The 25,069-nt window shown below is 64.7% G+C and carries 23 protein-coding genes and 1 pseudogene; 18 read left to right on the forward strand and 6 right to left on the reverse strand.

Going from position 1 to position 25,069, the window contains the following annotated elements:
- The first annotated feature begins 81 nt into the window (after positions 1-81).
- Genes J2X42_RS06760 through J2X42_RS06770 form a run of 3 tightly spaced genes read left to right on the forward strand, consistent with a single transcriptional unit; the run spans position 82 to position 3,224 of the window.
- Positions 82-1,434 (forward strand): extracellular solute-binding protein, encoded by a 1,353-nt coding sequence (locus J2X42_RS06760; RefSeq protein ID WP_310163509.1) that lies wholly within the window; start codon positions 82-84, stop codon positions 1,432-1,434.
- Positions 1,435-1,437: 3 nt separating this feature from the next.
- Complete coding sequence (locus J2X42_RS06765; RefSeq protein WP_396134035.1) at positions 1,438-2,355, forward strand: carbohydrate ABC transporter permease; 918 nt, start codon at positions 1,438-1,440, stop codon at positions 2,353-2,355.
- Positions 2,352-3,224, forward strand: a complete 873-nt coding sequence (locus J2X42_RS06770) for a carbohydrate ABC transporter permease (protein ID WP_310163511.1) — start codon at positions 2,352-2,354, stop codon at positions 3,222-3,224. Before J2X42_RS06765 ends, J2X42_RS06770 begins: the two co-directional genes overlap by 4 nt.
- Before the next feature lie 16 nt (positions 3,225-3,240).
- On the opposite strand, the gene J2X42_RS06775 is transcribed toward J2X42_RS06770, so the two are convergent.
- A complete protein-coding gene (locus J2X42_RS06775) occupies positions 3,241-3,444 on the reverse strand; it encodes a hypothetical protein (RefSeq protein ID WP_131133175.1) in 204 nt (67 codons plus the stop codon).
- 142 nt (positions 3,445-3,586) lie between these two features.
- On the opposite strand from J2X42_RS06775, the gene J2X42_RS06780 reads away from it, so the two are divergent.
- The 8 genes from J2X42_RS06780 to metE all read left to right on the forward strand — a co-directional run bounded on the left by J2X42_RS06780 (position 3,587) and on the right by metE (position 12,477).
- A complete protein-coding gene (locus J2X42_RS06780) occupies positions 3,587-4,594 on the forward strand; it encodes a MoxR family ATPase (protein ID WP_310163513.1) in 1,008 nt (335 codons plus the stop codon).
- Positions 4,595-4,601: 7 nt separating this feature from the next.
- Positions 4,602-5,483, forward strand: coding sequence for a DUF58 domain-containing protein (locus J2X42_RS06785; protein WP_310163515.1), 882 nt, complete (start codon positions 4,602-4,604; stop codon positions 5,481-5,483).
- On the forward strand, positions 5,473-5,943 hold the full coding sequence (locus J2X42_RS06790) for a hypothetical protein (RefSeq protein WP_310163518.1): 471 nt from the start codon (positions 5,473-5,475) through the stop codon (positions 5,941-5,943). Before J2X42_RS06785 ends, J2X42_RS06790 begins: the two co-directional genes overlap by 11 nt.
- Positions 5,934-6,953 carry a VWA domain-containing protein gene (locus J2X42_RS06795; RefSeq protein ID WP_310163520.1) on the forward strand — a complete coding sequence of 340 codons (1,020 nt, stop codon included), beginning with the start codon at positions 5,934-5,936 and terminating at the stop codon, positions 6,951-6,953. The genes J2X42_RS06790 and J2X42_RS06795 overlap by 10 nt, the downstream gene beginning before the upstream one ends.
- Positions 6,950-8,029 (forward strand): VWA domain-containing protein, encoded by a 1,080-nt coding sequence (locus J2X42_RS06800; RefSeq protein WP_310163521.1) that lies wholly within the window; start codon positions 6,950-6,952, stop codon positions 8,027-8,029. The genes J2X42_RS06795 and J2X42_RS06800 overlap by 4 nt, the downstream gene beginning before the upstream one ends.
- Positions 8,026-8,793, forward strand: a complete 768-nt coding sequence (locus J2X42_RS06805) for a hypothetical protein (RefSeq protein ID WP_310163523.1) — start codon at positions 8,026-8,028, stop codon at positions 8,791-8,793. The genes J2X42_RS06800 and J2X42_RS06805 overlap by 4 nt, the downstream gene beginning before the upstream one ends.
- A 332-nt stretch (positions 8,794-9,125) precedes the next feature.
- The gene (locus J2X42_RS06810) at positions 9,126-10,091 is read left to right on the forward strand and encodes a methylenetetrahydrofolate reductase (protein ID WP_310163525.1); all 966 of its coding nucleotides are present in this window, start codon (positions 9,126-9,128) and stop codon (positions 10,089-10,091) included.
- A 55-nt stretch (positions 10,092-10,146) separates the two neighbouring features.
- Entirely contained in the window at positions 10,147-12,477 is a 2,331-nt protein-coding gene (metE, locus tag J2X42_RS06815; RefSeq protein WP_310163527.1) for a 5-methyltetrahydropteroyltriglutamate--homocysteine S-methyltransferase, read from the forward strand.
- Between the two features lie 132 nt (positions 12,478-12,609).
- Here the strand turns inward: metE and J2X42_RS06820 are convergent, their stop codons facing one another.
- Positions 12,610-13,116, reverse strand: coding sequence for a DUF2004 domain-containing protein (locus tag J2X42_RS06820; protein WP_131133166.1), 507 nt, complete (start codon positions 13,114-13,116; stop codon positions 12,610-12,612).
- A gap of 46 nt (positions 13,117-13,162) precedes the next feature.
- Positions 13,163-14,080 carry a LysR family transcriptional regulator gene (locus J2X42_RS06825; RefSeq protein ID WP_310163531.1) on the reverse strand — a complete coding sequence of 306 codons (918 nt, stop codon included), beginning with the start codon at positions 14,078-14,080 and terminating at the stop codon, positions 13,163-13,165.
- Positions 14,081-14,320: 240 nt separating this feature from the next.
- Between J2X42_RS06825 and J2X42_RS06830 the strand changes: the two genes are divergently transcribed.
- The 7 genes from J2X42_RS06830 to nrdF all read left to right on the forward strand — a co-directional run bounded on the left by J2X42_RS06830 (position 14,321) and on the right by nrdF (position 22,673).
- Positions 14,321-15,697, forward strand: coding sequence for an FAD-dependent oxidoreductase (locus tag J2X42_RS06830; protein WP_310163533.1), 1,377 nt, complete (start codon positions 14,321-14,323; stop codon positions 15,695-15,697).
- Entirely contained in the window at positions 15,694-16,425 is a 732-nt protein-coding gene (locus J2X42_RS06835) for a DUF1365 domain-containing protein (RefSeq protein ID WP_310163534.1), read from the forward strand. The genes J2X42_RS06830 and J2X42_RS06835 overlap by 4 nt, the downstream gene beginning before the upstream one ends.
- On the forward strand, positions 16,422-17,795 hold the full coding sequence (locus tag J2X42_RS06840) for a cyclopropane-fatty-acyl-phospholipid synthase family protein (RefSeq protein ID WP_310163535.1): 1,374 nt from the start codon (positions 16,422-16,424) through the stop codon (positions 17,793-17,795). The genes J2X42_RS06835 and J2X42_RS06840 overlap by 4 nt, the downstream gene beginning before the upstream one ends.
- A 479-nt stretch (positions 17,796-18,274) precedes the next feature.
- Complete coding sequence (nrdH, locus tag J2X42_RS06845) at positions 18,275-18,520, forward strand: glutaredoxin-like protein NrdH (protein WP_013601222.1); 246 nt, start codon at positions 18,275-18,277, stop codon at positions 18,518-18,520.
- A gap of 197 nt (positions 18,521-18,717) precedes the next feature.
- The gene (gene nrdI, locus J2X42_RS06850) at positions 18,718-19,122 is read left to right on the forward strand and encodes a class Ib ribonucleoside-diphosphate reductase assembly flavoprotein NrdI (RefSeq protein ID WP_310164281.1); all 405 of its coding nucleotides are present in this window, start codon (positions 18,718-18,720) and stop codon (positions 19,120-19,122) included.
- 53 nt (positions 19,123-19,175) lie between these two features.
- Positions 19,176-21,296, forward strand: a complete 2,121-nt coding sequence (gene nrdE, locus J2X42_RS06855) for a class 1b ribonucleoside-diphosphate reductase subunit alpha (RefSeq protein WP_310164283.1) — start codon at positions 19,176-19,178, stop codon at positions 21,294-21,296.
- Between the two features lie 402 nt (positions 21,297-21,698).
- Positions 21,699-22,673 carry a class 1b ribonucleoside-diphosphate reductase subunit beta gene (gene nrdF / locus J2X42_RS06860; RefSeq protein WP_310163541.1) on the forward strand — a complete coding sequence of 325 codons (975 nt, stop codon included), beginning with the start codon at positions 21,699-21,701 and terminating at the stop codon, positions 22,671-22,673.
- Between the two features lie 469 nt (positions 22,674-23,142).
- Here the strand turns inward: nrdF and J2X42_RS06865 are convergent, their stop codons facing one another.
- The 3 genes and pseudogenes from J2X42_RS06865 to J2X42_RS23355 all read right to left on the reverse strand — a co-directional run.
- Complete coding sequence (locus tag J2X42_RS06865) at positions 23,143-23,910, reverse strand: hypothetical protein (RefSeq protein ID WP_310163544.1); 768 nt, start codon at positions 23,908-23,910, stop codon at positions 23,143-23,145.
- A 141-nt stretch (positions 23,911-24,051) separates the two neighbouring features.
- Positions 24,052-24,384, reverse strand: a complete 333-nt coding sequence (locus tag J2X42_RS06870; protein WP_310163547.1) for a DUF2510 domain-containing protein — start codon at positions 24,382-24,384, stop codon at positions 24,052-24,054.
- Between the two features lie 105 nt (positions 24,385-24,489).
- Positions 24,490-24,606, reverse strand: a pseudogene (locus J2X42_RS23355) (type I restriction enzyme endonuclease domain-containing protein); the annotation flags it as partial.
- Positions 24,607-25,069: the final 463 nt, after the last annotated feature.

Consider the following 25,069-nt stretch of genomic DNA (forward strand, 5'->3'; position numbering starts at 1 on the left):
TGCCCATCTAGCATTTGGATATCGCCGCGGCTGGGGGCCCGCAGACAAAAGGGACTGCAGCCATTTACTGAATGGAGCACCATGCGTCCCCGGGCCCTGAGCGTTACCTCCCTGATCGCCGCCGCAGCCCTGGCGCTGTGTGCCTGTTCCCCGGCGGCACCCGCCGACCAGGCCAAGACCCTGAAAGTGGTCTACCAGAAGACCGATTCGTTCGCGGCCCTGGATGACCTGTTCAAGTCTGCGAAGGCCGAATTCGAGGCCGCCAACAAAGGCGTCACCGTCGAGCTGCAACCCATCCAGGCGAACGACGACGACTACGGAACCAAGCTGGCCCTTGCGCTCCGGTCACAATCCACCGCTCCCGACGTCTTTTACGAGGACACCTTCAAGGTCCGCTCCGACGTCGACGCCGGCTTCCTCCTGAAACTGGACGACCACCTCAAAGACTGGAAGGACTGGGACACTTTCGACGACGCCGCCAAGGCTGCGGGGCTGGGGGACGACGGCGGCACATACGCGGTTCCGCTGGGCACCGACACACGCGCCATCTGGTACAACAAAAAAGTCCTCGCCGCCGCAGGCGTCAGCCTCCCGTGGGAGCCCAGGACCTGGCAGGACATCCTGGACACCGCCAGGAAAATCAAGGCCAGCGACCCCACGGTGGTGCCGTTCAACATGTATGCGGGCAAGGCCAGCGGCGAAGGTACCGTGATGCAGAGCTTCTATGAGCTGCTGTACGGAACCGGCGATGAACTGTACGACGCCGACGCCAAGAAGTGGGTGGTTGGCTCGGACGGGTTCACGGATTCGCTGGCATTCCTCAAGACCCTTTACGACGAGCAGCTCGCCGTCTCCCCGGCCGAGGCCCTTGACGCGAACGTGTGGAAGAAGGTGTTCGGGGAATGGCTCCCGCAGGCCAAGATGGGCGCCGCCGTGGAAGGTTCCTACGCGCCGTCGTTCTGGCAGAAGGGCGGCAGCTACGAATGGCCGGAATACGGCACGGACATGGGAGTGGCCGCGTTCCCCACGAAGGACGGCCAGGCACCCGGCGGGGTCAGCATGTCCGGGGGATGGACCCTGGCGGTGGGCGCCGGCACGAAGGACCCGGAGCTGGCCTTCAAATTCCTCGGTACCGCGCTCAACCAGAAGAACTCGCTGACGTTCAACATCGGCAGTTCCCAGATCGCGGTCCGGGAGGATGTCGCATCCGACGCCGGCTACCAGGCGGCAAACCCGTTCGTGAAGGACGTCTCCGAACTTGTCTCCGTGACGCATTACCGGCCGGCAACCGCCGACTACCCGCGGATCTCGGCCGCCGTGCAGGAAGCGACGGAAGCAGTGATCACCGGCGCGAAGTCGCCGGAACAGGCAGCCACGGACTACGACGCCGCGGTGGCAGGCATTGTGGGCGGCGACAAGACCGTCCGGAAGTAGGCTGTGCCGGAACTTCCCCGCAGCCGTCCGCCGGCCAGGCCGCGGACGCAGGCCGCGTTCAGGCGCTGGGCACGCCTTCTGCCGGCGGTCCCTGCAGTCCTGCTCCTTCTGGTGTTCCTGGCCGGCCCCGTGCTGTGGGCGTTCCACGCCTCCTTCACCAACGCCGCGCTGACCGGACGCAACGCGCGCAGCCCCGGCTGGGTGGGGCTGGAGAACTACCAGCGGCTGTTCACCGACCCGGTCCTGCCGCTCTCGCTGGGCCTCACGGTCCTCTTCGTCGGCGGGTCCGCCATTCTTGGGCAGAACCTGCTCGGACTCACCATCGCGGTGCTGATGCGGCAGGCACGCAGGCCTGTTGCCGCCGTCGTCGGAACTGCCGTGGTGGCTGCCTGGGTGCTCCCCGAGATTGTGGCGGCGTTCGCCGCCTATGCGTACTTCAGCCGGGACGGGACGCTGAACCAGCTGCTCGGCGGGCTGGGCCTCGGCCAGCCGGACTGGCTGTACGCGTTTCCGATGGTGGCGATCATGCTGGCCAACGTCTGGCGCGGCACCGCTTTTTCCATGCTGGTGTACCGCGCCGCCCTCGACGACGTCCCCGCCGACGTGACGGAGGCCGCGCTGATGGACGGGGCCGGCGCGTGGCAGCGCCTGGCGTTCATCACGCTCCCCATGATCCGCGGCAGCATCGCCACCAACCTGATGCTCATCACGCTGCAGACCCTTGCTGTCTTTACGCTCGTCTGGGTCATGACCGCCGGCGGACCGTCGAACACCAGCACCACGCTGCCCGTGCTGGCTTACGTCGAGGCCTTCAAATTCGGCGACATCGGCTACGGAACCGCTGTTGCGTCCGTGCTGATCCTCATCGGGGCGGCTTTCGGCGCGGCCTACGTCCGCCTTCTGCGCGAAGGCAAACCATGACGACGGCGGCACCCGCCTCCCCGCGGACGCGGCACCTAGGGCAGTCCCGCGGCCGGCGGCGTGCCCGGCTTCCGGCCGACGCCGCCCTGCTGCTGATCGGGGCATGCTTTGTCCTGCCGCTGCTGTGGCTGGTGTTTGCGTCCCTTGATGCCGGAGCGGGGCACCAGACGCGGGTGCCCGGCGAGGTGTCGCTGGACAACTTTGCCGCCGTGATGACGCCCGGCCTGCTGTTCCAGCCGCTGTGGAACAGCCTGGTTCTCTCCGCGGGAACGGCTGCCGTCAACCTCGTGGTGGCAGTTCTGGCGGCGTACCCGCTGTCCCGGTACCGGTCCAGGTTCAACGGGCCGTTCCTGTACACGGTCCTGTTCGGCACGTGCCTGCCCATCACCGCCATCATGGTGCCGGTGTACGGGCTCTTCGTCCAGCTTGAACTGCTGGACTCCATGCCGGCGACGGTTTTCTTTATGGCCACCACCACGCTCCCGATGGCCATCTGGATGACCAAAAACTTTATGGACGCGGTGCCTGTCTCCCTCGAGGAGGCGGCGTGGGTGGATGGCGCCTCAGCGATGGCCGCCCTGCGCACCATCGTCCTGCCCCTGATGCGCCACGGGCTGGGCGTGGTCTTCATCTTTGTCTTCATCCAGGCGTGGGGAAACTTCTTTGTCCCGTTTGTCCTGTTGCTGTCGGAGGCGAGGCAGCCCGCGGCGGTTTCCATCTTCAGCTTCTTCGGACAGCACGGCGCCGTGGCGTACGGCCAGCTGGCCGCGTTCTCGATCCTCTATTCAGTTCCGGTCCTGGTCCTGTACGTCATGGTGGCGCGGGGCGCCGGCAGTTCCTTCGCGTTGTCAGGCGCCATGAAGGGCTGACCGTACCGGAAGCTGGTCAGTCGATGTCCTCGACCACCACGCCAAACGGGATGCTGTCGTCGAGGTGTGCCTGGTGGCCGGTGGGACCTACGTTGTAGGTGACCCGGACGCCGTGCAGCTGGTCCGCAGCGGACTGCTGCAGCACAGGTTTGACGGCAAGGACGAAGCTCTCGCTTTTGTCGGCGAGGAACTGCTTGTAACTGGCTGGAAGCTCGCTCATTGCAACAGGATAGACCTGCTGTGCCATCCATGGGGAGGGGTCCCCATTGCACCGGTTGCCGCGGTTGGCTTGGATAGGATGGCGGGCGGAGGGCAGCCAGCAGGCAAATTGCCGTCCGTACCGGCCATCAGGGGGAACACCAGTGCTTCAGACCACTACATCCGCGCGAATCGAACCTGCGGAACTGGCCCGCGCGCAGCAGGTGGTGGCCAACATCTCCCGCAGCTTCGACGCGAAGGTGGTGGGGCAGGTCCGGTTGCGGGAATCGCTGCTGGTGGGCCTCCTGACCGGGGGTCACGTCCTGCTGGAGAGCGTCCCCGGCCTGGCCAAGACCACCGCCGCGCAGACGGTGGCTGAAGCCGTCAGCGCCGAGTTCCGCCGGATCCAGTGCACGCCGGACCTGCTGCCCAGCGACATCGTGGGCACGCAGATCTACGACGCAGCCAAGGGCACCTTCGTCACCCAGCTGGGGCCGGTCCACGCCAACATCGTCCTGCTCGACGAAATCAACCGCTCCAGCGCCAAGACCCAGAGCGCCATGCTGGAGGCCATGCAGGAGCGGCAGACGTCCATCGGCGGAGTGGAATACAAGCTCCCGTCGCCGTTCCTGGTCCTCGCGACGCAGAACCCGATCGAGCAGGAAGGCACCTACCAGCTGCCCGAAGCCCAAATGGACAGGTTCATGCTCAAGGACGTCCTTGACTATCCCTCACCGGCGGAAGAAGCGGAGATCATCCGCCGCATCGACGCCGGGATTTTCACCCCGGAGCAGATTCCGGCGGCCGCCGCATCACTGGACGCCGTGGTGGGCGTCCAGGAGCTGGTGAAGCGCATCTATATCGATCCGGCCATCATCAATTACATCGTGGGCCTGGTGTTCGTGACCCGGAACGCGGGGCAGTACATTGACCGGCGGCTGGCCGGCTTCATCGAATTCGGCGCCAGCCCCCGTGCCAGCATCGCCTTCAGCCAGGCAGCGCGGGCGGTGGCGCTCATCAATGGCCGGGACCACGTGATCCCCGAGGACGTGAAGTCGCTCGCGCACCGCGTGCTGCGGCACCGGCTGATCCTGAACTTCGAGGCCGTGGCCGAACAGGTGCCGGTGGAGACCGTCATCGATGCCATCGTGGCGTCCGTCCAGACACCCTGAGCCCGTAGTGACCAGTCTCCTCCAACGCGTCAAGTCGAAGATGTCCATCTTCGCCCACCGGAAAGCCCGGGGCATCCTCGACGGCGAGTACGGATCAGTGTTCCGCGGCCGCAGCCTCGACTTTGACGACCTCCGGGCGTACGTACCGGGCGACGAGGTCCGGGACATCGACTGGAAGGCCTCCGCCCGCCACGGCTCCCCGCTCATCAAGCGGTACGTCGCGGTCCGCCGGCAGACCCTCATGCTGGTTGCCGATACTGGCCGGAACATGGCCGCCGAGTCCCGTGACGGCGAAACCAAGAAGGATATCGCCGTGATGGCCCTCGGCGTGATGGGGTACCTGGCACACCGGCACGGAGACGTGGTGGGACTGGTGTGCGGTGATGCCCATGGCTGCCGCACCCTCCCGGCCAAGGCGGGCGAGGCCCACCTGGAACTGCTGCTGCAGGAGGTTGACTCAAGGACAAGCCTGGACAGCGGGGCCAGCCGGGTTGAGGAGCAGCTCCAGCACGTGGCACGCACAGTCAAGGGACGGAAGCTGCTTTTTGTGGTCACGGACGAAATCGCCGCAGAACCGGGCCTGGAGCAGCTCCTGCGCCGGCTGCGGGCGCAGCACGAGATCCTCTGGCTCACCATCCGGGACGCCGAACTCTCCGGCGCTACCCCCTCCGGGGATGCCTTCAGCGTGGCGGACTCCGCGCCGCTGCTCAGCCGGATCGCGGAGTCGCCTGCCGTGGCAGCGGCCTACGCAACGGCCACGGCGGAACGGGACACAGGCCGGCATGCCATGCTGCGCAGGGTGGGGATCTCCGAAGGCCACGTGGCCAACAGCCACGACGTCATGACCGAACTGTTCGCCCTGCTGGAACGGCACCGGCGTGCAGGATAACGCCGGGTTCTACGGGCCGCTCCAATACAGCCAGCTGTGGCTGTGGACAGGCGCCGGGCTGCTGGCCCTCGTCCTGGGCTGGTACCTCTTTGTATTCCTCAGCACCCGCCCACGCGCGGTGCCGGCAGCCATTCCGCGGTTCACGCCGCCGTCGGACATCCAGAGCCTCAAGGAGGCATACCTGCTGCGGATCGACGCGGTGGAAGCCGACGCCGCGGCCGGGCGCATGACCTCCCGCGCGTCCCACCAGGAGCTGAGCCTGCTGGTCCGGAAATTCGCCCGCGACGTCACCGGCGTCGACGCGCCCAGGATGACCTTCGCCGAGCTGGACAGCCACCCGCTGCCGGCCGCGGCCAACGCTGTGGGCCGGCTCTACCCCGGAGAGTTCGGCGCGGAACCGCTGCCGCCGTTGGCCCGGTCCGCCGAAACGGCGCGGCAGGCGGTGCGCTCATGGAACTGATGTACTGGTGGCTGCTCCCCGTCGCCGCGGCCGCGGCGGCGGGTGCCGGCTGGCTCGTGTTCCGCAGGGGCGCCCGGGGGAACGCACGACGGCGGCCGGTGGCCAACGCGGACCGCCTCACCTCCCTGCCCGAATACCAGGCCGCTGTCCGCAGGTACCGCCGCTGGCTTGGCGTCGCGGCGCTCGCGGCCGTCACCCTGTTGACCTCGGCGGTGATCGCTGCCGCCCGGCCAGTGGACCTGGCCACCATCCGGCCCGAGCAGCACAACCGGGACATCGTCCTGTGCCTGGACGCGTCCGGGTCCATGAGCGGCGCCGACGCCGCAGTAGTGGACGTCTTCTCCAAACTGGCCGCCGACTTCGACGGTGAGCGGATCGGGCTCACCATCTTCGACAGCAGCGCGGTTCAGGTCTTTCCCCTGACCGATGACTACAGCTATGTCCAGGAGCAGCTGAAAATGGCCACGGATGTCTTCAACGGGGAACCCGGCACGTCGGGCTTCCTGGACGGCACCTGGAACGGCCGCGGCTCGTCCCTGATCGGCGACGGGCTGGCCAGCTGCGTGGAGAGCTTCCCCGCCAAAGACGGCACGCCCCGGGATGGCACGGCGGCGCAGGACGGGGCACCGCGCTCGCGGTCGGTGGTGCTGGCAACGGACAACTTCCTGTCCGGCGATCCGATCTTCACCCTGGAGCAGGCGGGAGCCCTGGCCCAGGAACGGGACGTCCGCGTCTACGCCCTGAACCCGGGCGACTTTGATTACGGCACCGCTTCCGGACAGCCGGGTGCCCTGCTCAGGGCCGCGGCGGAAGCCACCGGCGGTGCCTACTATCCGCTGGGCAGCCCCGACGCCGTGGCGGGCATCGTCCGGGACGTCCAGGCAACAGAGGCAGCCGGCATCCAGGGCGCACCCCGTGCCGTGGTCACGGACCGGCCGGACGTTCCACTGACAGCGGCCCTGCTGTCCGGCCTGGTGCTGGCCGGCGCGACCTGGCGGCTGCGGCCATGACGCTTCAACCCGTCCTGCCGGCGTGGATCATGCTGCCGCTGGTGGCCGCCGTCGTGCTGTTTCTCGGTTGGCAGTTCATCAATGCACGCTGGGGAAGCTCCCGTCTGGAGCCAGGTTTCCGCCGCGACTGGCTGCTCCGCGGCCTCCTTGTGCTGCTCGTTCTCGGGGCGGCGCTTCGGCCGGGAATCCCGGGCGGAAGCGCCGAGGCGGCGACGGCGGACATGAACGTCTTCTTCGTCGTGGACACCACCAGCAGCATCGCCGCCGAGGACTACGGTGACTCCCGGCCGCGGCTGGAGGGTGCACGCGCGGACATCATGGCCATCGCCGAAGAACTGGCCGGCGCGCGCTTCTCGCTGATCACCTTTGACACCAATGCCGTCGTCCGCATGCCGCTGACCACCGACACATCGGCGCTGGACACCCTGGTCACGGTGCTGGAACCCCAGGTGGCAGCCTACTCCAAGGGAAGCAGCGTCACCGTGGCGGCCAAGGTCCTGGACGAGCGGCTCCGGGCGGCACGCGAGACCCACCCGGAGCGGCCCCGGATCGTTTTCTATCTCGGAGACGGGGAGCAGACCAGCGGAAAAGCCCCGGCACCGATGCGGCTGGACGCGGGCCTGGTCACCGGGGGAGCAGTGCTGGGCTACGGGACAGCCGAAGGGGGACGGATAAAGGAAAACACCGGGCCCGGCCCCGACGAAGACGCCGGCTACATCCCGGACCGCAGCGGCGGCGCCGGACGGGACGCCCTCTCCCTCATCGACGAAGGCCAGCTCCGGAAGATCGCCAATGACCTCGGTGTGCCTTACGTGCACCGCTCGGCCGGTGACGCTGCGGCGCCGATGCTGCAGAAATCCGACCCCGGCTCCCTGCAGCGCGGGGAAGGGGACGGCAGCCTCGAAGGACGGACGGAACTGTATTGGATCCTCGCGGCCGGGGCGTTCGCGCTGGCCCTGCGGGAAGCGGTGCTCGTGCTGCGGCATTTGCGGGAACTCCGGCCGCTGAGTCATACCGGGCCGGCAAGTCCGCGGTCCGGCCGCGACCGCCAGCATGCACAGGGAGCTTCGAAATGAATCCTGATCGTTTACCGCAGCCGGCGGCATTACGCCGGCGACGGCGGCTCCTCCTGCTCTGGTCAGGGCTGCCCGTGCTGTTGGTCCTCTGCCTGTCCGCCAAGCTGCTCAGTCTCAGTGTCCTCACGGGCCAGGCCGCCGCAGGCTTCGAAGCCCGGGACGCCGACACGGTGGGTACTGCCGCAGCGGGGCTGCGGGCTGCCAATGTCGTCGAACCGCACAAGGCACCTTTCGCTGAGGGCGACGCGCGGGTCCTGGCAGGCGACTTCGAGGCAGCGAGGCGGCTCTTCGAGGAGGCTCTTTCGCTCGGCGGACGGGACGATGAGTGCGTCATCCGCGTCAATCTCGTGCTCAGCATCGAACAGCTTGGTGATGCCCGGCTGGCGGCGAAGGACGCGACGGCGGCGGGAAAGCTGTTCGCGGAAGGGCTGGCCGTGGTGGACGGGGCGCCCGAAGGCTGCCTGGCCGCCTCCGGCCAGCCTGCGGCACCGGACGCCGCCCGGGACGCGGGGGAGAAGCTGGAACAGGCCGAAGCCCGCCTCCGGCAGAAATCCGGGGACGCCAAGGCCGGCAACAGCGAAGGGCAACAGCCTGATGGAAGCACTGCGGAGTCACCGGCCGACGCCGACCCGCAACGGCAGACCCGGCTCGAGCAGCTCAACGACAGCGCCCGGAACTCCCAGCTGGAACGCAACAACGGGCAGGAACGCGACGAATACCTGCGCGACGGCGATTACAGCACGGGACCCGACAAGCCCTGGTAGCCGCCGTGGCAGCGAACAAAATTCTGCACTGCCACGAAATACGGCGTAAAGGTGCGTCTTAATTCGGTGGCCGACTTGAACGCTTCCGGCAGGGCTCCTAGAGTTCTATATAAGTTACCGCGGTAACGTGTCAGCGATCCTCCGTCATGGAGGGTGTGGGTGCCCCCATGTGGGCCTGACATTTGCTCACGGACAACTTCATTCCAGGCGTAGCAGTCGCGGCTGCGTCCTAGTGGAGTTCCTTCCGTGTTCCCCAAACTCAATTCATTGACGGCAGCACTGTCGCAACTTTGTCGAAAGTTGCCGTTAATGGCTCAAAGCCAAGGACGCAAATGTCACCACCAAGCCTTATTGACCACCATCCCAACCTCACAGACGCCGCCCCGGTGGCTCTTTCCTATGAGCTCTTCCCGCCGCGTTCGCCCGCGGCTGCGGAATCCCTCTGGAACACCATCCGTGAGCTTGAGACCACCGACCCCGACTACGTCGCAGTGACCTATGGTGCCAGCGGCTCCAACCGGGACACGGCCCTCGAACTCGTCCACCGGCTGGTCCAGGAAACCACGCTGCGCCCCCTGGCCCACCTGACCTGCGTCGGCAACACACCGCAGGAACTGGCGGAGATCATCGGGGAACTGCTGGACACCGGCGTGCGGGGCATCCTGGCCCTGCGTGGTGACCAGCCCCAGGACGGCGCACAGCCGGCCGCAGGTTCGCTGACCTACGCGCAGGACCTGATCGACCTCATCCGCCGCGTGGAACAGCGGCGTTCAGCCCTGCTGTGCGCCGGGAAGATCGCCGTGGGTGTCGCGGCGTACCCCACCAAGCACCCTGAGTCGCCCAGCGAGGAACACGACATCGAAGTACTGCTGGCCAAGCAGCGCTCCGGCGCGGACTTCGCCATCACCCAGGTCTTCTTCCACTCCGAGCAGTACGCAGACCTGGTCACCCGGGCCCGCCGCGCCGGGGTCACCATCCCGATCATCCCCGGCGTGATGCCGCTCACCAGCCTGCGCCGCGTCACACGGCTTGCGGAGCTGGCCGGCGTCGAGCCGGCCCCGGAACTCCTGGAACGCCTCGCCGCAGCCGACACCGACGGCGAACGGCTCCGGATCGGTGTCCGCGCCACGGTGGACCTCGCCAACGCGGCGCTCGAAGCCGGCGCGCCCGGCATCCACCTGTACACGTTCAACGAACACCAGAGCGCGCTGGAAGTGCTGGACAAACTGGCACTTCCGCGCCACTCACGCTCAGCCAGCCGCCGCAGCGCCATCGCTCGGCGCCAGCTGGCCAGCTGATCCTTAGACATCTGCAAGATCTTCCGAACCGTCTCACCACTTCAAGGAATCTTCCATGACTGAATTTAACGCCCCGTTTCCCGCTGCCTCGATCCTCGGCTACCCGCGTATCGGCCGCCGCCGCGAACTGAAGAAGGCCATTGAGGCCTACTGGGCCGGCAAGATCGACGCCGCAGCCCTTGACGCCGCCGCCAAGGAGATCCAGCTGGGCACCGCCAAGCGCCTGCAGGGCCTGGGGCTGACCGAAGCCGCCGCCGTACCGGGCACCTTCTCCTACTACGACCAGGTCCTCGACGCCGCCGCCCACATTGGTGCCGTGCCGGCCCGCTTCGGCAACCTGCTCAACGCCGAAGGCCAGCTCGGCATCGACGGCTACTTCACCCTGGCCCGCGGCAACAAGGACGAGCAGCCGCTGGAAATGACCAAGTGGTTCGACACCAACTACCACTACCTCGTGCCGGAAATCGGCCCGGAGACCAACTTCGCGCTGACCTCCAACCGCATCGTTGAGGAATTCGAGTACGCCCTCGCCAACGGCGTGGAAACCCGCCCCTACATCGTGGGTCCGGTCACCTTCCTGCTCCTGAGCAAGGCCTCCGACGACGCCCCCGCCGGCTTCAGCCCGCTGTCCCGACTCGAGGACGTCCTGCCGGTCTACGCCGCCCTGCTGGAGAAGCTGGCCGCAGCCGGTGCCAGCTGGGTCCAGCTGGACGAGCCCGCTCTGGTTGTGGACCAGGACACCTCCGCCGAGGAGATCCAGGCCGCCGTCGCCCGCAGCTACGAGGTCCTGTCGGCTGTTGCCGCCCGTCCGCAGCTGTTCGTCTCCACCCCGTACGGTGCGCTGAACGGCCAGCTCGGAACCCTCGCAGCCACCAACATCGACGCCCTGCACGTCGACGTCTTCAAGGGCTCCGTCCCCTCCGCAGCAGCACTGGCCGCCCTGGGCAACAAAACTCTGGTCGCCGGCGTCGTGGACGGCCACAACATCTGGCGGAACGACCTGCAGGCTTCTGCGGACAAGATCGCCGAGCTCAAGAAGTCCGTGGCCAAGCTGGCCATCAGCACCTCCACGTCCACCCAGCACGTCCCGCATGACGTCGAAGAGGAGGTACAGCTGTCTGAGCAGCTCCGCAGCTGGCTGGCCTTCGCCGACCAGAAGGCTGTTGAAGTTGTCACCCTCGCCGGCGTCCTGACCGATGCCGCTGCCGTTCAGCCTGCCATCGACGAGGCCACCCGCATCATCGCCTCCCGCGCCGCTGCCGAAGGCGTCCAGCGCGCCGACGTCCGGGCCCGCACCGCCGCCCTGACCCCGGCCGACTTCAACCGCTCCGAGTACTCGGTCCGTGAAGCCGCCCAGGAAGAGGCACTGCACCTGCCGCCGCTGCCCACCACCACCATCGGCTCCTTCCCGCAGACGTCGGAAATCCGTTCGGCCCGTGCCCGCAACAACAAGGGCGACCTCACCAACGAGCAGTACGAGCAGCTCATGAAGGATGAGATCAAGCGCGTTGTGGAGCTGCAGGAAGAGCTCGGCTACGACGTCCTGGTGCACGGCGAGCCCGAGCGCAACGACATGGTCCAGTACTTCGCCGAGAACCTCGAAGGCTTCGACGTCACGGTCCACGGCTGGGTCCAGTCCTACGGCTCCCGCTGCACCCGTCCGTCCATCCTCTGGGGCGACGTCACCCGCAGCGCCCCCATCACCGTTGAGTGGGCCAAGTACGCACAGTCCCTGACCAACAAGCCGATGAAGGGCATGCTCACCGGCCCGGTCACCATCCTGGCCTGGTCCTTTGTCCGCGACGACCAGCCGCTGGGCGAGACCGCCAACCAGGTTGGCCTGGCACTGCGCGACGAGATCGCCGACCTCGAAGCTGCCGGCATCAAGGTCATCCAGGTGGACGAGCCCGCCCTCCGCGAGCTCCTGCCGCTGCGCAAGGCGGACCAGGCCTCCTACCTGGACTGGTCCGTGAACTCGTTCCGCCTCTCCACCGCAGGTGCTGCAGACGCCACCCAGATCCACACCCACCTGTGCTACTCCGAATTCGGCGCCATCATCGACGCCATCGACGGACTGGACGCCGACGTGACCTCCATCGAGGCCGCACGTTCCCGCATGGAGGTTGTCCACGACCTCGAGTCCCACGGCTTCGGCCGCGGCGTGGGCCCGGGCGTCTACGACATCCACTCGCCGCGCGTCCCGGGCGAGCAGGAAGTCACCGAGCTGCTCAGCACCGCTGTCAAGCACGTCCCGTCCCGCCAGCTCTGGGTCAACCCGGACTGCGGCCTGAAGACCCGCGGCTACGCCGAGACCGAGGAGTCCCTGCGCAACCTGGTCAAGGCCACCAGGACGGTCCGCGCCGGCCTGCTGGAATCCGCCAAGTAACCGAACAGAGCTAAGAGAGCTCGCAGAGACTCAAGGTCCGGTGCGCTCAGCGCACCGGACCTTGAGAAGCGAGCGAACGGGCGGCCCCTCACCAACGTGAGGGGCCGCCGTCGTGCTTTAAGTTGATTTGGTTCAGGATTCCCAGAGGATTTCGTCGTCAACCACGCCGTCCTCATCCGCGGACACCACCAGGACCTCGTCCGTGAAGTGCGAGCCCAGCGTGAAATCGAGGACGAAGTAGCGTTCGGGCTGGCCGGGATAGATGCCGACATGGCCGAGTTTCAGGGCCTTGAGGAACACTGCGTTGGTCAGTTCGCTGCGGTCCTCGACGCCGAAGACCTTCTTGAGGTGTTCATCCTTGAGGGCGTTGCAGTGGAAGCGGAGATACTCCTGCGGGCTGGTGCCCTCCTGCTCCAGTTCTTCGGCGATCATGTCCCGGACCTCGTCAACGAGTTCGGGGAGGTAGCGGAGCCGGTAGTCCACCTTGTGCATGGCCGCTTCGTCAAAATGGTCATGCGCGTTGATGTTCAGGTCGAGTTCCAGAGTGGTACCACCAAGCTCATGTTTGGCGGCGATGTTGTGATCCTCGCCGTGGTTGAGCTCGATTTCTCCAAAGTGCTGGCTCGCTACCCTGTTCATATCTTCAACATAGACCCGTCAAGCGGTCGGTTCCAAGCATTCGGCTCTAATTGCCTGTTGTCCCCAAGCCTGCGAATGTTTCGGCCAGCAGGTCGACGAACAGCTGCACGCGTGCCGTTTTCTTCTCGTTGATCAGGAGCGCGAAAACATTGCGGGCCAGCCTGATCTCCGGAACATCCAGCACCACCACCCCGGCCGGCCGGTGCCGCAGCGCGAGCTCAGGCACCAGTGCGGCGCCCAGTCCGGCGGCCGCCATCTCCAGGCTGGCGTGGAAATCGTCGCTGTAGGCCACGACGCGCGGGTGCAGGTTGCAGCTCGCGAAGAGCCGTTCGATCACCATGGCGTCGGGGGATCCGGGATGGTGCATGATCCACGGCATCTCGGACAAGTGGTCCGCGGCCACCTTGGCGTCGGAGCGGAACCCCCAGCCGGCAGGCAGCACAACGCGGAAGTTGTCGTCCCCGATCCACTGCCGGTTGATGGTGTGCGGCCAGGCGAGCCCGGACTGGCCCACCTGGAAGACCAGCGCCACGTCCAGCTCCCCGCCCGTGCGCAGTCCCTGGATGGTCTGGGACGGTTCGGCCACGGAGACCCGCAGGTCGATTCCCAGGTTCTTCCACGCAGGGTTCTTAAGGATCCGCGGCAGGACGTAGGTGGCCAGGCTGGGAAAGATCCCCAGCCGCAGTTCCTGGCTGGTGCTGTCCTGTGTTTTCGACGCGGCGGCCATCAGCGCCTCGATGTCCGTCAGCACCTTGGCGGCGTGCCGGGTCATCACCACCGCGGCTTCGGTGGGAACCACACTGCGGGCTGAGCGCTCGAAAAGAACCACACCCGTGTCCCGTTCAAGGGCGGACATCTGCTGGGACACCGCTGATGCCGTGTAGCCCAGGCGTGCGGCGGCGGACGCAAACGAGCCGAGCCGCGTCACTTCGAGGAGTGTCTTCAGGTGAACCGGATTTACCAACGCTGTCCTTCAGGTCAGGGCCGGGCGGACCGGGGTGGTCAGGGTCTGGGCGGCCGCTTCATTCTGGCACACGAACAATCACCGCCGGTATGTCGCGCCGGTCCCCGCCCGCCCGCACTGGAGAATCGGGATCAGCAAAGATTCTTGGGAAAGCACTCATCCGGAGGCGCCACGGTGACGAATTGCCCCTAGAAAGTTCGCAAAAAACGCAGAACGAGTCCGAGTAACAGGAGCAGATCAGTGTCAATCCCAGGGAAAAACGCCGGGAGCACGGGCCGCCGCGTGGCGGTCGTCGGCAGCGGCGTGGCCGGACTCACGGCGGCTTATGTCCTCAACCGGCATGACAGCGTCACCCTCTTCGAAGCGGATACCCGGCTGGGCGGCCACGCACATACGCACAGCGTGCCCCAGCAGAACGGCCCTGCCCTGGGGATAGACACCGGCTTCATCGTCCATAACGAACGGACCTATCCCACACTGCTGCGGCTGTTCGCCGAGCTGGGCGTGGAAACGCAGGATTCCGAAATGAGCATGTCCGTCCGCTGTGACGGCTGCGGGCTGGAATACGCCGGGGCGCGCGACGGCGCCCGCGGCATCATCGCGCGCCCGTCGAGCCTGCTGCGTGGACGCTACCTCCGGATGCTGGTCGAAGTCATGCGCTTCTACCGCCGGGCCCGGGCGCTGATCCAGGAGGTGCCGGCGTCGTCCGTTGACCCCAAGGCCGCCGCTCCGGAGCCGACCCTTGGCGAGTTCCTGGAGCGGGAGCGCTTCAGCCCCTACTTCATCTCGCACTTCATGACCCCTGTGGTCAGCGCCGTCTGGTCCTGCGACCCCACCACTGCCCTGTCCTACCCGGCACGGTATCTGTTTACCTTCCTGGGGCACCACGGCATGCTGGGCGTCAAGGGTTCGCCCCCGTGGCGTACGGTCACGGGCGGTTCGGTGAGGTACGTGGAGAAGCTCGCGGCAACATTGACGGACATCCGGCTTGGCACACCGGTGACAGCTGTCCGCCGTCACGCCGGCGGCGTAGAGGTCGGCACAGCGGACGGCGTGGAAAACTTCGACGCCGTGGTGATCGCCACGCACCCGGCACAGGCCCTCGGCTTCCTTGCTGACGCCACCCCGGACGAGAAGGCGGCGCTGGGCGGCATGCCCTACTCCGTCAACCACACCGTCTTCCACCGCGACCCAGCCGTCCTTCCCGCCGCGGCCAACGCCAAGGCGTCCTGGAACTACCGGCTCCCCGGTTGCGACGCCCGTCCGGACAAGGTCCTGGTCAGCTACGACCTCACCCGGCTCCAGCGGCTAGAACCCGCAGACGGACGGCCCTACCTGGTCAGCCTGGGGGAGTCCGAACTCATCGCCGATGACAAGGTCCTGGAACGGATGGTGTACGAACACCCCCAGTACACCCCCGACTCGCTGCACGCACAGCAGCGCATCGCCGCCCTCAGCGACCACCGTGTGGCGTTCGCCGGAGCCTACCTCGGCTGGGGCTTCCACGAGGACGGTGCACTGTCCGGTGTGCGCGCCGCCGCAAGCCTGGGCCGGACCTGGGCTGTGCCCGGTACGGCGGCGGAGCCGGAACTGCTGGCGGCTGTGGAGGGCACATGAGTTCCACTGCAGCCATCTACCGCACCTCGATTTCCCACGTGCGGCAGACCCCGCTCAAGAACGCCTTCACGTACCGCAGCTACAGCTGGTTCGTTGACGTCGACCGGCTGCCGCGCCTGCCGCTGCTGATGCGGCCGCTGGCGGAGTTCCGTGCCGGCGACCATCTGGGAAACCCGTCGGCAACCATCCGCGCCAATGTTGAGCGGTTCCTGCGGACACGGGGAATGGAGCCCGACGGCGGGGCCATCCGGATGCTGGCCAGCGCCCGGGTCTTCGGCCATGTCTTCAACCCCCTCACGCTGTTCTGGTGCTACCGGCAGTCCGGGGACCTGCAGTGTGTAGTCGCCGAAGTCCACAACACTTACGGCGAACGCCACTGCTACCTCCTGGAAACCGATCTGTCCGGGCGCGCCAGCGTTCCCAAGGCCTTCTATGTTTCACCGTTCAACGACCTTGACGGGCAGTACCGGATGAAGCTGCCCGCACCGGATGAGCGGCTGGCTGTGTCGATCGTGCTGGAGCGGGACGGACACCGGCCGTTCATCGCCACCATGGATGGTGAACGGCATCCGGCCACCATCAGGAACATCCTCGCAGCGGCAGTGGCCGTCCCGGCCGCGCCGCTGCTGGTATCCGCCCTGATCAGAATCCAGGGCGTTAAACTCTGGGCAAAACGCCTGCCCGTCGTCAAAAAGCCACATCACCCCTCACAGGAGGCAGTCCAATGACAATGACCGATGAGAACGGAACAGCTGCAGCCGCGGAGGTTGCCACTGCGAAGCCAGGCACCCGGCACCCGGTGACGGACTGGAACGGTGCCGGGGTACCGGCAGCGCCTGCCACGATCGATCCTGACGTCTGGCCCGGTGTTGCCCACGCGCCGTCGGGCACCAAGGCGCTGGTGGCGGGCAAGGCCGCGGGACTGCTGTTCAAGGCGGCCGTCCGCCGGCTGCCCCTGCGGGTGTCCTACCCGGACGGTTCGGTCCTTGGCACCGGCGGCCCGGAAGCACCCGTCATGACCATGGTCAGGCCCGACGCATTCGAGGCGCGGATCGGGGACAACGGACTGATCGGCCTGGGGGAGTCGTTTATGGCCGGGGACTGGGAGGCCTCTGATCTTGCATGTGTGCTGGAGGTTTTCGCGGCGTCCGTGGACACGCTGATCCCCACACCTTTGCAGAAGCTCCGGACCCTGTACCTGCCACGGACGCCGCGGCAGGAGCGCAACGACGAACAGAACACCCGCAGCAACATCTCGCGGCACTACGACCTCTCCAACGAGCTGTTCTCGAACTTCCTGGACGGCACCATGAGCTACTCGTCGGCGCTGTTCCCGGCGGATGCCGGGGCCCTGACGTCCGTGCCGTGGGAGTCCCTGGCGGAAGCACAGCGGGCCAAGATCGACAGGCTGCTGGACAAGGCCGGCGTGGCCGACGGAACGCGTGTGCTGGAAATCGGCACGGGTTGGGGCGAGTTGGCCCTGCGGGCTGCGGCGCGCGGCGCCACCGTGTACAGCGTCACCCTTTCCAGCGAGCAGCAGGCCCTGGCCCAGGAGCGGATCGCTGCCGCAGGCTACGCGGACCGGGTGACGGTGGCACTGCAGGACTACCGGGCCGTGGAGGGGGAATTCGACGCCGTTGTGTCCGTTGAGATGGTCGAGGCCGTGGGCTACGAGTACTGGCCGATCTACTTCCAGACGATCGACCGTGTCCTTGCCCCCGGCGGCAAGGTGGCCATCCAGGCCATCACCATGCCGCACGGGCGCATGCTTGCAACCCGGAACGCCTACACCTGGGTCCACAAGTACATCTTCCCGGGCGGGTTCCTGCCGTCGGTACGCGCCATTGAGGGCGTGACGCAGCAGCACACCACGCTCCGTGTCCGGGAACGCATGGGCATGGGCGATCACTACGCGGCAACCCTGCGGCTCTGGGAGGAGCGGTTTATTGCCCGGTCGCCTGAAGTGGGCGAGCTGGGATTTGACGCGGTGTTCCAGCGGATGTGGCTCTTCTACCTGTGCTACTCGCGGGCAGGCTTCCAGTCGGGCTACCTGGACGTGCAGCAGATTGTGCTGGACCGCCGGGAGGCGCAACTCTAGTTTTTGGGTCATCGCGCGGACGCTGCCCAATTGTCCGTGGGATTGATCACCTTGAGGGGTTCCGAAGGTCACTTCGGGACCCCTTTTTGTGTGCCGGACACAACATATGGGGTCCCCGGCACCAGGCGCGACACGCCGTCCACGGAGCGACACGCTGACGGTTAATTGTGGCTAAGTACTCCACAGGGTGTGGATTTCGTCCCTGAAATCAGCGGATTTCCGGACATTTTGCGGGGGCTTGCCTGTGGATTAAAAGTGCATTAAATGACATACTTGTAATACATCATCTTGGGGTTCCAGAGAGCCCTCTGCACTACATGTAGTATCTACATACAGCTTGAGCGGGACACCAGCGCAGGACATCAAACTGTAGACGGGCCGCGGAAGCGGCATGCAGGCCAGGGCAGTAACGGACATGGATTCCAGTTCGGAACGGCCCGCCTATGAAGAGCGATATTTCGACAAAGGGGACAGGGACCATGACCGTTACGGTTTACACAAAGCCGGCTTGTGTTCAGTGCAACGCAACGTACCGTGCACTGGATAAGAAGGGCATTACCTACCAGAGCGTGGACATCTCCCAGGACGCCGAGGCCCTCGAGCGCCTGAAGGCGCTGGGCTACATGCAGGCTCCTGTTGTGGTCACCGACCAGGACCACTGGTCAGGCTTCCGCCCGGACAAGATCGAGGAACTGGCACTCTCCGCCGTTTCCTCCGTGGCCTAGGGCCTCATTTTTCCTGCCGTCAGGCAACCTTCGATGCAGCTGAGGTGACTCCCGTGGCACTGGCAACAGCCGGGGCTTCCTTCACAGCGAGTGGTGAAACCGACAATCCTGTTGACGCGGCTCAGCGCGCCGGCCGGGATGGCGCCGGTGAGGCCCAGGCGGTTCCGCCGGAGCCGGTCACCACGCAGAGCCAGCTCATCTATTTTTCCTCCACCTCCGAGAACACCAGCCGCTTCGTTGCGAAGCTCGGCCGCGAGCTGGCACGGATCCCGCTTTACCCGAAGGACGCACCCCTTCTCGCCACCAGGCCGTTTGTGCTGGTGCTGCCGACGTACGGCGGCACCGGCGGCGAGGGATCGGTGCCCAAACAGGTCATCCGCTTTCTGAACAACCCGCAGAACAGGAAACTGATCCGCGGCGTCATCGGTGCAGGCAACACAAACTTCGGGGACCACTACTGCATGGCTGCGGACATCATCGCCGCCAAATGCAAGGTCCCCAGGCTTTACCGCTTCGAACTTATGGGCACGCCAGACGACGTTGCCCGCGTCAACAATGGATTGGACACGTTTTGGACACGACTGTCGCAGATACAGAAGTAACCAGGGCCGAAGGCCAGGGCACCCGCGCGGGCGCCGCCGTCGAAAAGCCCGAGATGCCGGCCGCCTACAAGGGGCTGGGCTATCACGAGCTGAACGCGATGCTGAACCTGTACGGCCCCAACGGCGAGATCCAGTTCGAGGCTGACCGCGAGGCCGCGCACCAGTACTTCCTGCAGCACGTGAACAACAACACCGTGTTCTTCCACGACCTGGAAGAGAAGCTCGACTACCTGGTGAAGAACCAGTACTACGAGCGCGAAACCCTCGACCAGTACACGATGAACTTCATCCGCGAACTCTTCAACCGCGCGTACAAGAAGAAGTTCCGCTTCGAAACCTTCCTCGGCGCGTTCAAGTTCTACACCTCCTACACGCTGAAGACGTTCGACGGCAAGCGTTTCCTGGAGCGCTACGAGGACCGCGTCTGCATGGTTGCCCTGCACCTGGCCCGCGGCGACGAGCAGCTCGCCCTGCAGATGGTGGACGAGATCATCGAAGGCCGCTTCCAGCCGGCCACTCCCACGTTCCTGAACGCCGGCAAGCGCCAGCGCGGCGAGCTGGTCTCCTGCTTCCTGCTGCGCATCGAAGACAACATGGAGTCGATCGGCCGGTCCATCAACTCCGCGCTGCAGCTGTCCAAGCGCGGCGGCGGCGTGGCGTTCGCGCTGACCAACATCCGCGAAGTCGGCGCCCCGATCAAGCAGATCGAGAACCAGTCCTCCGGTGTCATCCCCGTGATGAAGCTCCTCGAGGACAGCTTCTCCTACGCCAACCAGCTCGGTGCCCGCCAGGGTGCCGGTGCGGTGTACCTGCACGCACACCACCCGGACATCTACCGTTTCCTGGACACCAAGCGCGAGAACGCGGACGAGAAAATCCGCATCAAGACCCTCTCGCTGGGCGTTGTCATCCCGGACATCACGTTCGAGCTGGCCAAGAAGGACGAGGACATGTACCTGTTCTCGCCGTACGACGTCGAACGCGTCTACGGCATGCCGTTCTCCGACGTCTCGGTCACCGAGAAGTACTACGAGATGGTGGACGATTCCCGGATCAAGAAGACCAAGATCAAGGCGCGCGAGTTCTTCCAGACCCTCGCCGAGATCCAGTTCGAATCTGGCTACCCGTACATCATGTTCGAGGACACCGTGAACCGGGCCAACCCGATCGACGGCAAGATCATCATGTCCAACCTGTGCTCCGAGATCCTCCAGGTCTCCCAGCCCACCACGTACCACGACGACCTGTCCTACGACGAGACCGGCAAGGACATCTCCTGCAACCTGGGCTCGCTGAACATCGCCAAGACCATGGACAGCCCGGACTTCGGCCTGACCATTGAGACGGCCATCCGGTCCCTCTCGGCGGTGTCGGACATGTCCAACATCACCTCGGTGCCGTCCATCGCCCGCGGCAACGACCAGAGCCACGCCATCGGCCTGGGCCAGATGAACCTGCACGGCTACCTGGCGCGCGAGCGGGTCCACTACGGCTCCGAAGAGGGCCTGGACTTCACCAACATCTACTTCTACTCGGTGGTGTTCCACGCGGTCCGCGCCTCCAACCTTCTGGCAATCCAGACCGGGCAGACTTTCGGCGGGTTCGAGAAGTCCAAGTACGCCTCGGGCGAGTTCTTCGACAAGTACACCGAGCAGGAATGGGTGCCGCAGACCGCGAAGGTTGCGGAGCTGTTCAAGAACATCCACATCCCCACGCAGGATGACTGGCGCGAGCTGAAGGCTTCCGTCATGGAGCACGGCATCTACAACCAGAACCTGCAGGCCGTCCCGCCGACGGGCTCGATCTCCTACATCAACAACTCCACCTCCTCGATCCACCCGGTGGCGTCCAAGATCGAGATCCGCAAGGAAGGCAAGCTGGGCCGCGTGTACTACCCGGCGCCGTACCTGACCAACGACAACCTGGAGTACTACCAGGACGCGTACGAGCTCGGCTACGAGAAGGTCATCGACACCTACGCCGCTGCCACCCAGCACGTGGACCAGGGCCTGTCCCTGACGCTGTTCTTCAAGGACACCGCCACTACGCGCGACATCAACCGGGCCCAGATCTACGCCTGGAAGAAGGGCATCAAGACCATCTACTACATCCGTCTCCGCCAGCTCGCGCTGGAAGGGACGGAGGTGGACAACTGCGTCTCTTGCATGCTTTAGTTGACGTTTCAAGTAAATGGAATGACACTTAAAAGCTTGAGGAGCCATGCTCTAACATGACTCCTCAATTCGTCCCGGTAACGAGACGGTTCCAAAGTGATTGCCTTGGACTGTTGAGTTTACAGGAGTTGTCGGTCGTCTGTCGACGATCCTCCTTCCGGGACGTAGATCCCGTGAGGAGGTGAATACAGTGGCTGGTAAGAAGAACCCGCCCAAGTACCGCGATGCCGGAACTGGGCAGTATGTAACACCCAAGTACGCAGATAAGCATCCGAAAACAACGGTGAAGGAATCGAAGTAACGGATGGCCTTGGCTGGACCGGCGTCAATCGAAAGATCGGCGCCGGCCCAGCCTCAGCTAGCCTTCGGGGAAACCCGTAAGGTCGAGGAGAGAGAAAAGACATGACTGAGAAAGTCAAGCTGCTGAGCCACGTCGAGGCCATCAACTGGAACCGCATCCAGGACGACAAGGACGTGGACGTCTGGAACCGCCTGGTCAACAACTTCTGGCTGCCGGAGAAGATCCCGCTGTCCAACGACGTGCAGTCGTGGGCCACACTGACCCCGGACGAGCAGCAGCTCACCATGCGCGTGTTCACCGGTCTGACGCTGCTGGACACCATCCAGGGCACTGTTGGCGCTGTTTCGCTGATCCCGGATGCGCTCACCCCGCATGAGGAAGCCGTCTACACGAACATCGCGTTCATGGAGTCCGTGCATGCCAAGAGCTACTCCTCGATCTTCTCCACGCTGGCCTCCACCAAGGAGATCGACGAGGCATTCCGCTGGTCCACCGAGAATCAGAACCTTCAGAAGAAGGCCCAGATCGTCATGGACTACTACCAAGGCGACGACCCGCTGAAGCGCAAGGTGGCCTCGACGCTGCTGGAGAGCTTCCTGTTCTATTCTGGCTTCTACCTGCCCATGTACTGGTCCTCACGTGCCAAGCTGACGAACACGGCCGACCTGATCCGCCTGATCATCCGCGACGAGGCCGTGCACGGCTACTACATCGGCTACAAGTTCCAGAAGGGCCTGGAAGGTCTCTCCGAGGAGCGGAAGCAGGAGATCAAGGACTACACGTTCGAGCTGCTCTTCGAGCTGTACGAAAACGAAGTGCAGTACACGCACGACCTCTACGACTCCGTCGGACTGGCCGAGGACGTCAAGAAGTTCCTGCACTACAACGCCAACAAGGCCCTGATGAACCTGGGCTACGAGGCCATGTTCCCGGCGTCCGTCACGGACGTGAACCCGGCCATCCTCTCGGCACTGTCCCCGAACGCCGACGAGAACCACGACTTCTTCTCCGGGTCAGGTTCTAGTTACGTGATCGGCAAGGCCGTCAACACCGAAGATGAGGACTGGGACTTCTAGTCTCTCTGTTTTGCGTTGGTTCAGCTCTGCGAAACCAACGCCCATCCACGTAATGCCCGGCGCTTTGAAGACGCTGGGCATTGCTGGTTCTCAGATCCTGTAACGCTGGCCGCGCCATCGGCGAGCGTACTTAGGTCGGCACGACGCCAACTTATCCGTCCAATGCGGGGCGGCGACTGGTTGGCTCGGTCTAACACCGCTCGCCGTCTCGGCTCCGACGTTACCGGCGATGCTCTGATCAGATGCGTGATGCCCTGGAGGAGCGCGACGACATTGCCGCATTCGATATCGCCATGGATGAAGACGGCGACAATATTCCTTGGGCGCACGTTTTGGCCGATCTCGGCTGGGCATGACCAAGTACCGAATTGAGTGACGCCCTGCGGCTATTAGGGCACTGAAACATGCTCATCGAGGGCAAGAAGCTGCGTCGTCCTGAACATGAGTGCACTTGGCCCGTGGCCTACTTCTATGGCACTCCGGCGGCGGCCTCGGCCACCGTCAGGGCCCAGCCGAACGCCGCCACGGCGGACCAGTAGTTTGCCGTGTTGCATTCCGCCTTTGTCTGCTCGGCTTTCCGCATGGCCTCAAACATGGCCGCGGTAGCAGGGAAAGCAACATCGGACATCTCCGGAAAATCGAACTGTAGTTTCGGGTCGACCTCGTAGGCCAGCCAGCGGCGCCGGAGAAGCTCATGCTTTGCAGCAGTGGCGCTGAAGTTGTGGGCGTCAACAAATGACAGTCCGTTCATGCTTCCAGTGGCTAGGCCAGCGGCCTCCTCAGCTGTCCGTACCGCCTCCTGCTGGCGCTGCAGTGCCAGCGCTGTGCCCAGCCCTTTTGGTTCTGTGAGACGGTACTTTAGTACCATGTTGTTTTCGTAGGCCCGGATTTCCTCTGGAACCATGTTGTCGAGTTCCGAAACGTTCTTGGGGACAACATCGGCAGGGCCTCTTCGGCTGGCGATACTACTGTTCGGGACGGGGAACAGGTACTTGCCTCCCAAGACGCCCCCGATCAAGACACCCCAGAATGCCCAGTCTGGTAGGCCTGCTGACTGCGTTGAACCGGCAACAAAAAATGAACTCGAAGTGGTTATGGCCTGGCCTGTGGTGAATGTCAGACGGGAATTTCCAAGGCGCCGCACCCTGCGTTGCTTGGTGAGCTGTCGGTGGTGAAGCGAACGGGCCTTTGCGATCCAATCGCGTGCTCGGTCCACCAATAGCGGCTTTTCAGTCATGATGATTCCTTTTGACAGGACGCGTAGTTGGAAAAACAGTTCTCTCTCAGGAGGAACGGATCGTCGAGGAGGTTCTCCCAACAGTCGCCATCAGCGGCCATGGCACGTTCAGCCGGCCGCGGGCAGGCTACCTCACGTTCGTCAGGCCTTCCAGTAGTGGTTGGGACTCAGCGAGTAGTAGGCGACCCAAATGAGCCCGATGCCGCCGGTGAAAAGTGAGATTAAGGCCCACGCCGTCACACTATGCGGGGTTTGCTGACGGTTGTAGACAACCTCGCGGACCACATTCAGATTCGAGGAGGTCATCGGCCCCATGCTGTGATGAGGCTGCTGCCACTGCTGAGCAGGATAGAGCGGCGGGGCGGTCACTGCGGGAGCACTCTGGAAATGGTCGGTCCACTGTGTTCCGTCAAACCAGCGTTGGCGCCCAAGAGTCGTTTGATCGTCATACCAACCAGCTGGTGGAGTGGTCATTGAGTTCCCGGCCTTTCACGTTTTGCTGGCCCCCATGGCCGCGGTTGTCGCAACATTACGGTATTTCACTGTCCCAGAGGTTTTGAGACACGCGTCTGCACTTTGCTACGCCCGCGCCTCAGCGAACCGCGGCGCCATGGACTCCATTTGTTCCATGGCCAGCTTGATGGCCTCCGGCTGTTTGTCGGGCGGATATCCGTTGAGGACAAGCAGCCGTTTGATCGGATTGTCCGCCCTGCCGCCGGGTCTTCGACTACCCCTCTCTCTGACTATGGCCAAGGCAGTAAAAGCCATCCTCAAGCCCGGCGTGTTTCCGGCGGAGGACTGTACGAACCCCAGTGGGACGGTTTCATTCACTGGATTCTGTCAACGGGCATCTAGCCGAACAGGTTCATCGAAATTTTCTCGGTCCTATGCTGAATCCATGTCTAGTCCCGCATAAGGGATACCCTCAGCGCTTCGCCCACCGATCAACGTCGCGCTGGCTAAAGCCGTCAAAGTACTCCCGTCGGCGAATGCCATGTCCGGTGAAATGTGTTTTGAACCCAAATGGGACGGTTATCTTCACTGCACTCTGTCAACTGGGTAGGTAGCTGAATACAGGTTCATCGACATTTTCTGAGTCTTACGCTGAATCCATGTCTAGTCCCGAATAAGGGATACCGTCGGAGCTTCGCTTCCGGGG

The sequence above is a fragment of the Arthrobacter sp. BE255 genome (genome assembly GCF_031457335.1).
Lineage (GTDB): Bacteria > Actinomycetota > Actinomycetes > Actinomycetales > Micrococcaceae > Arthrobacter.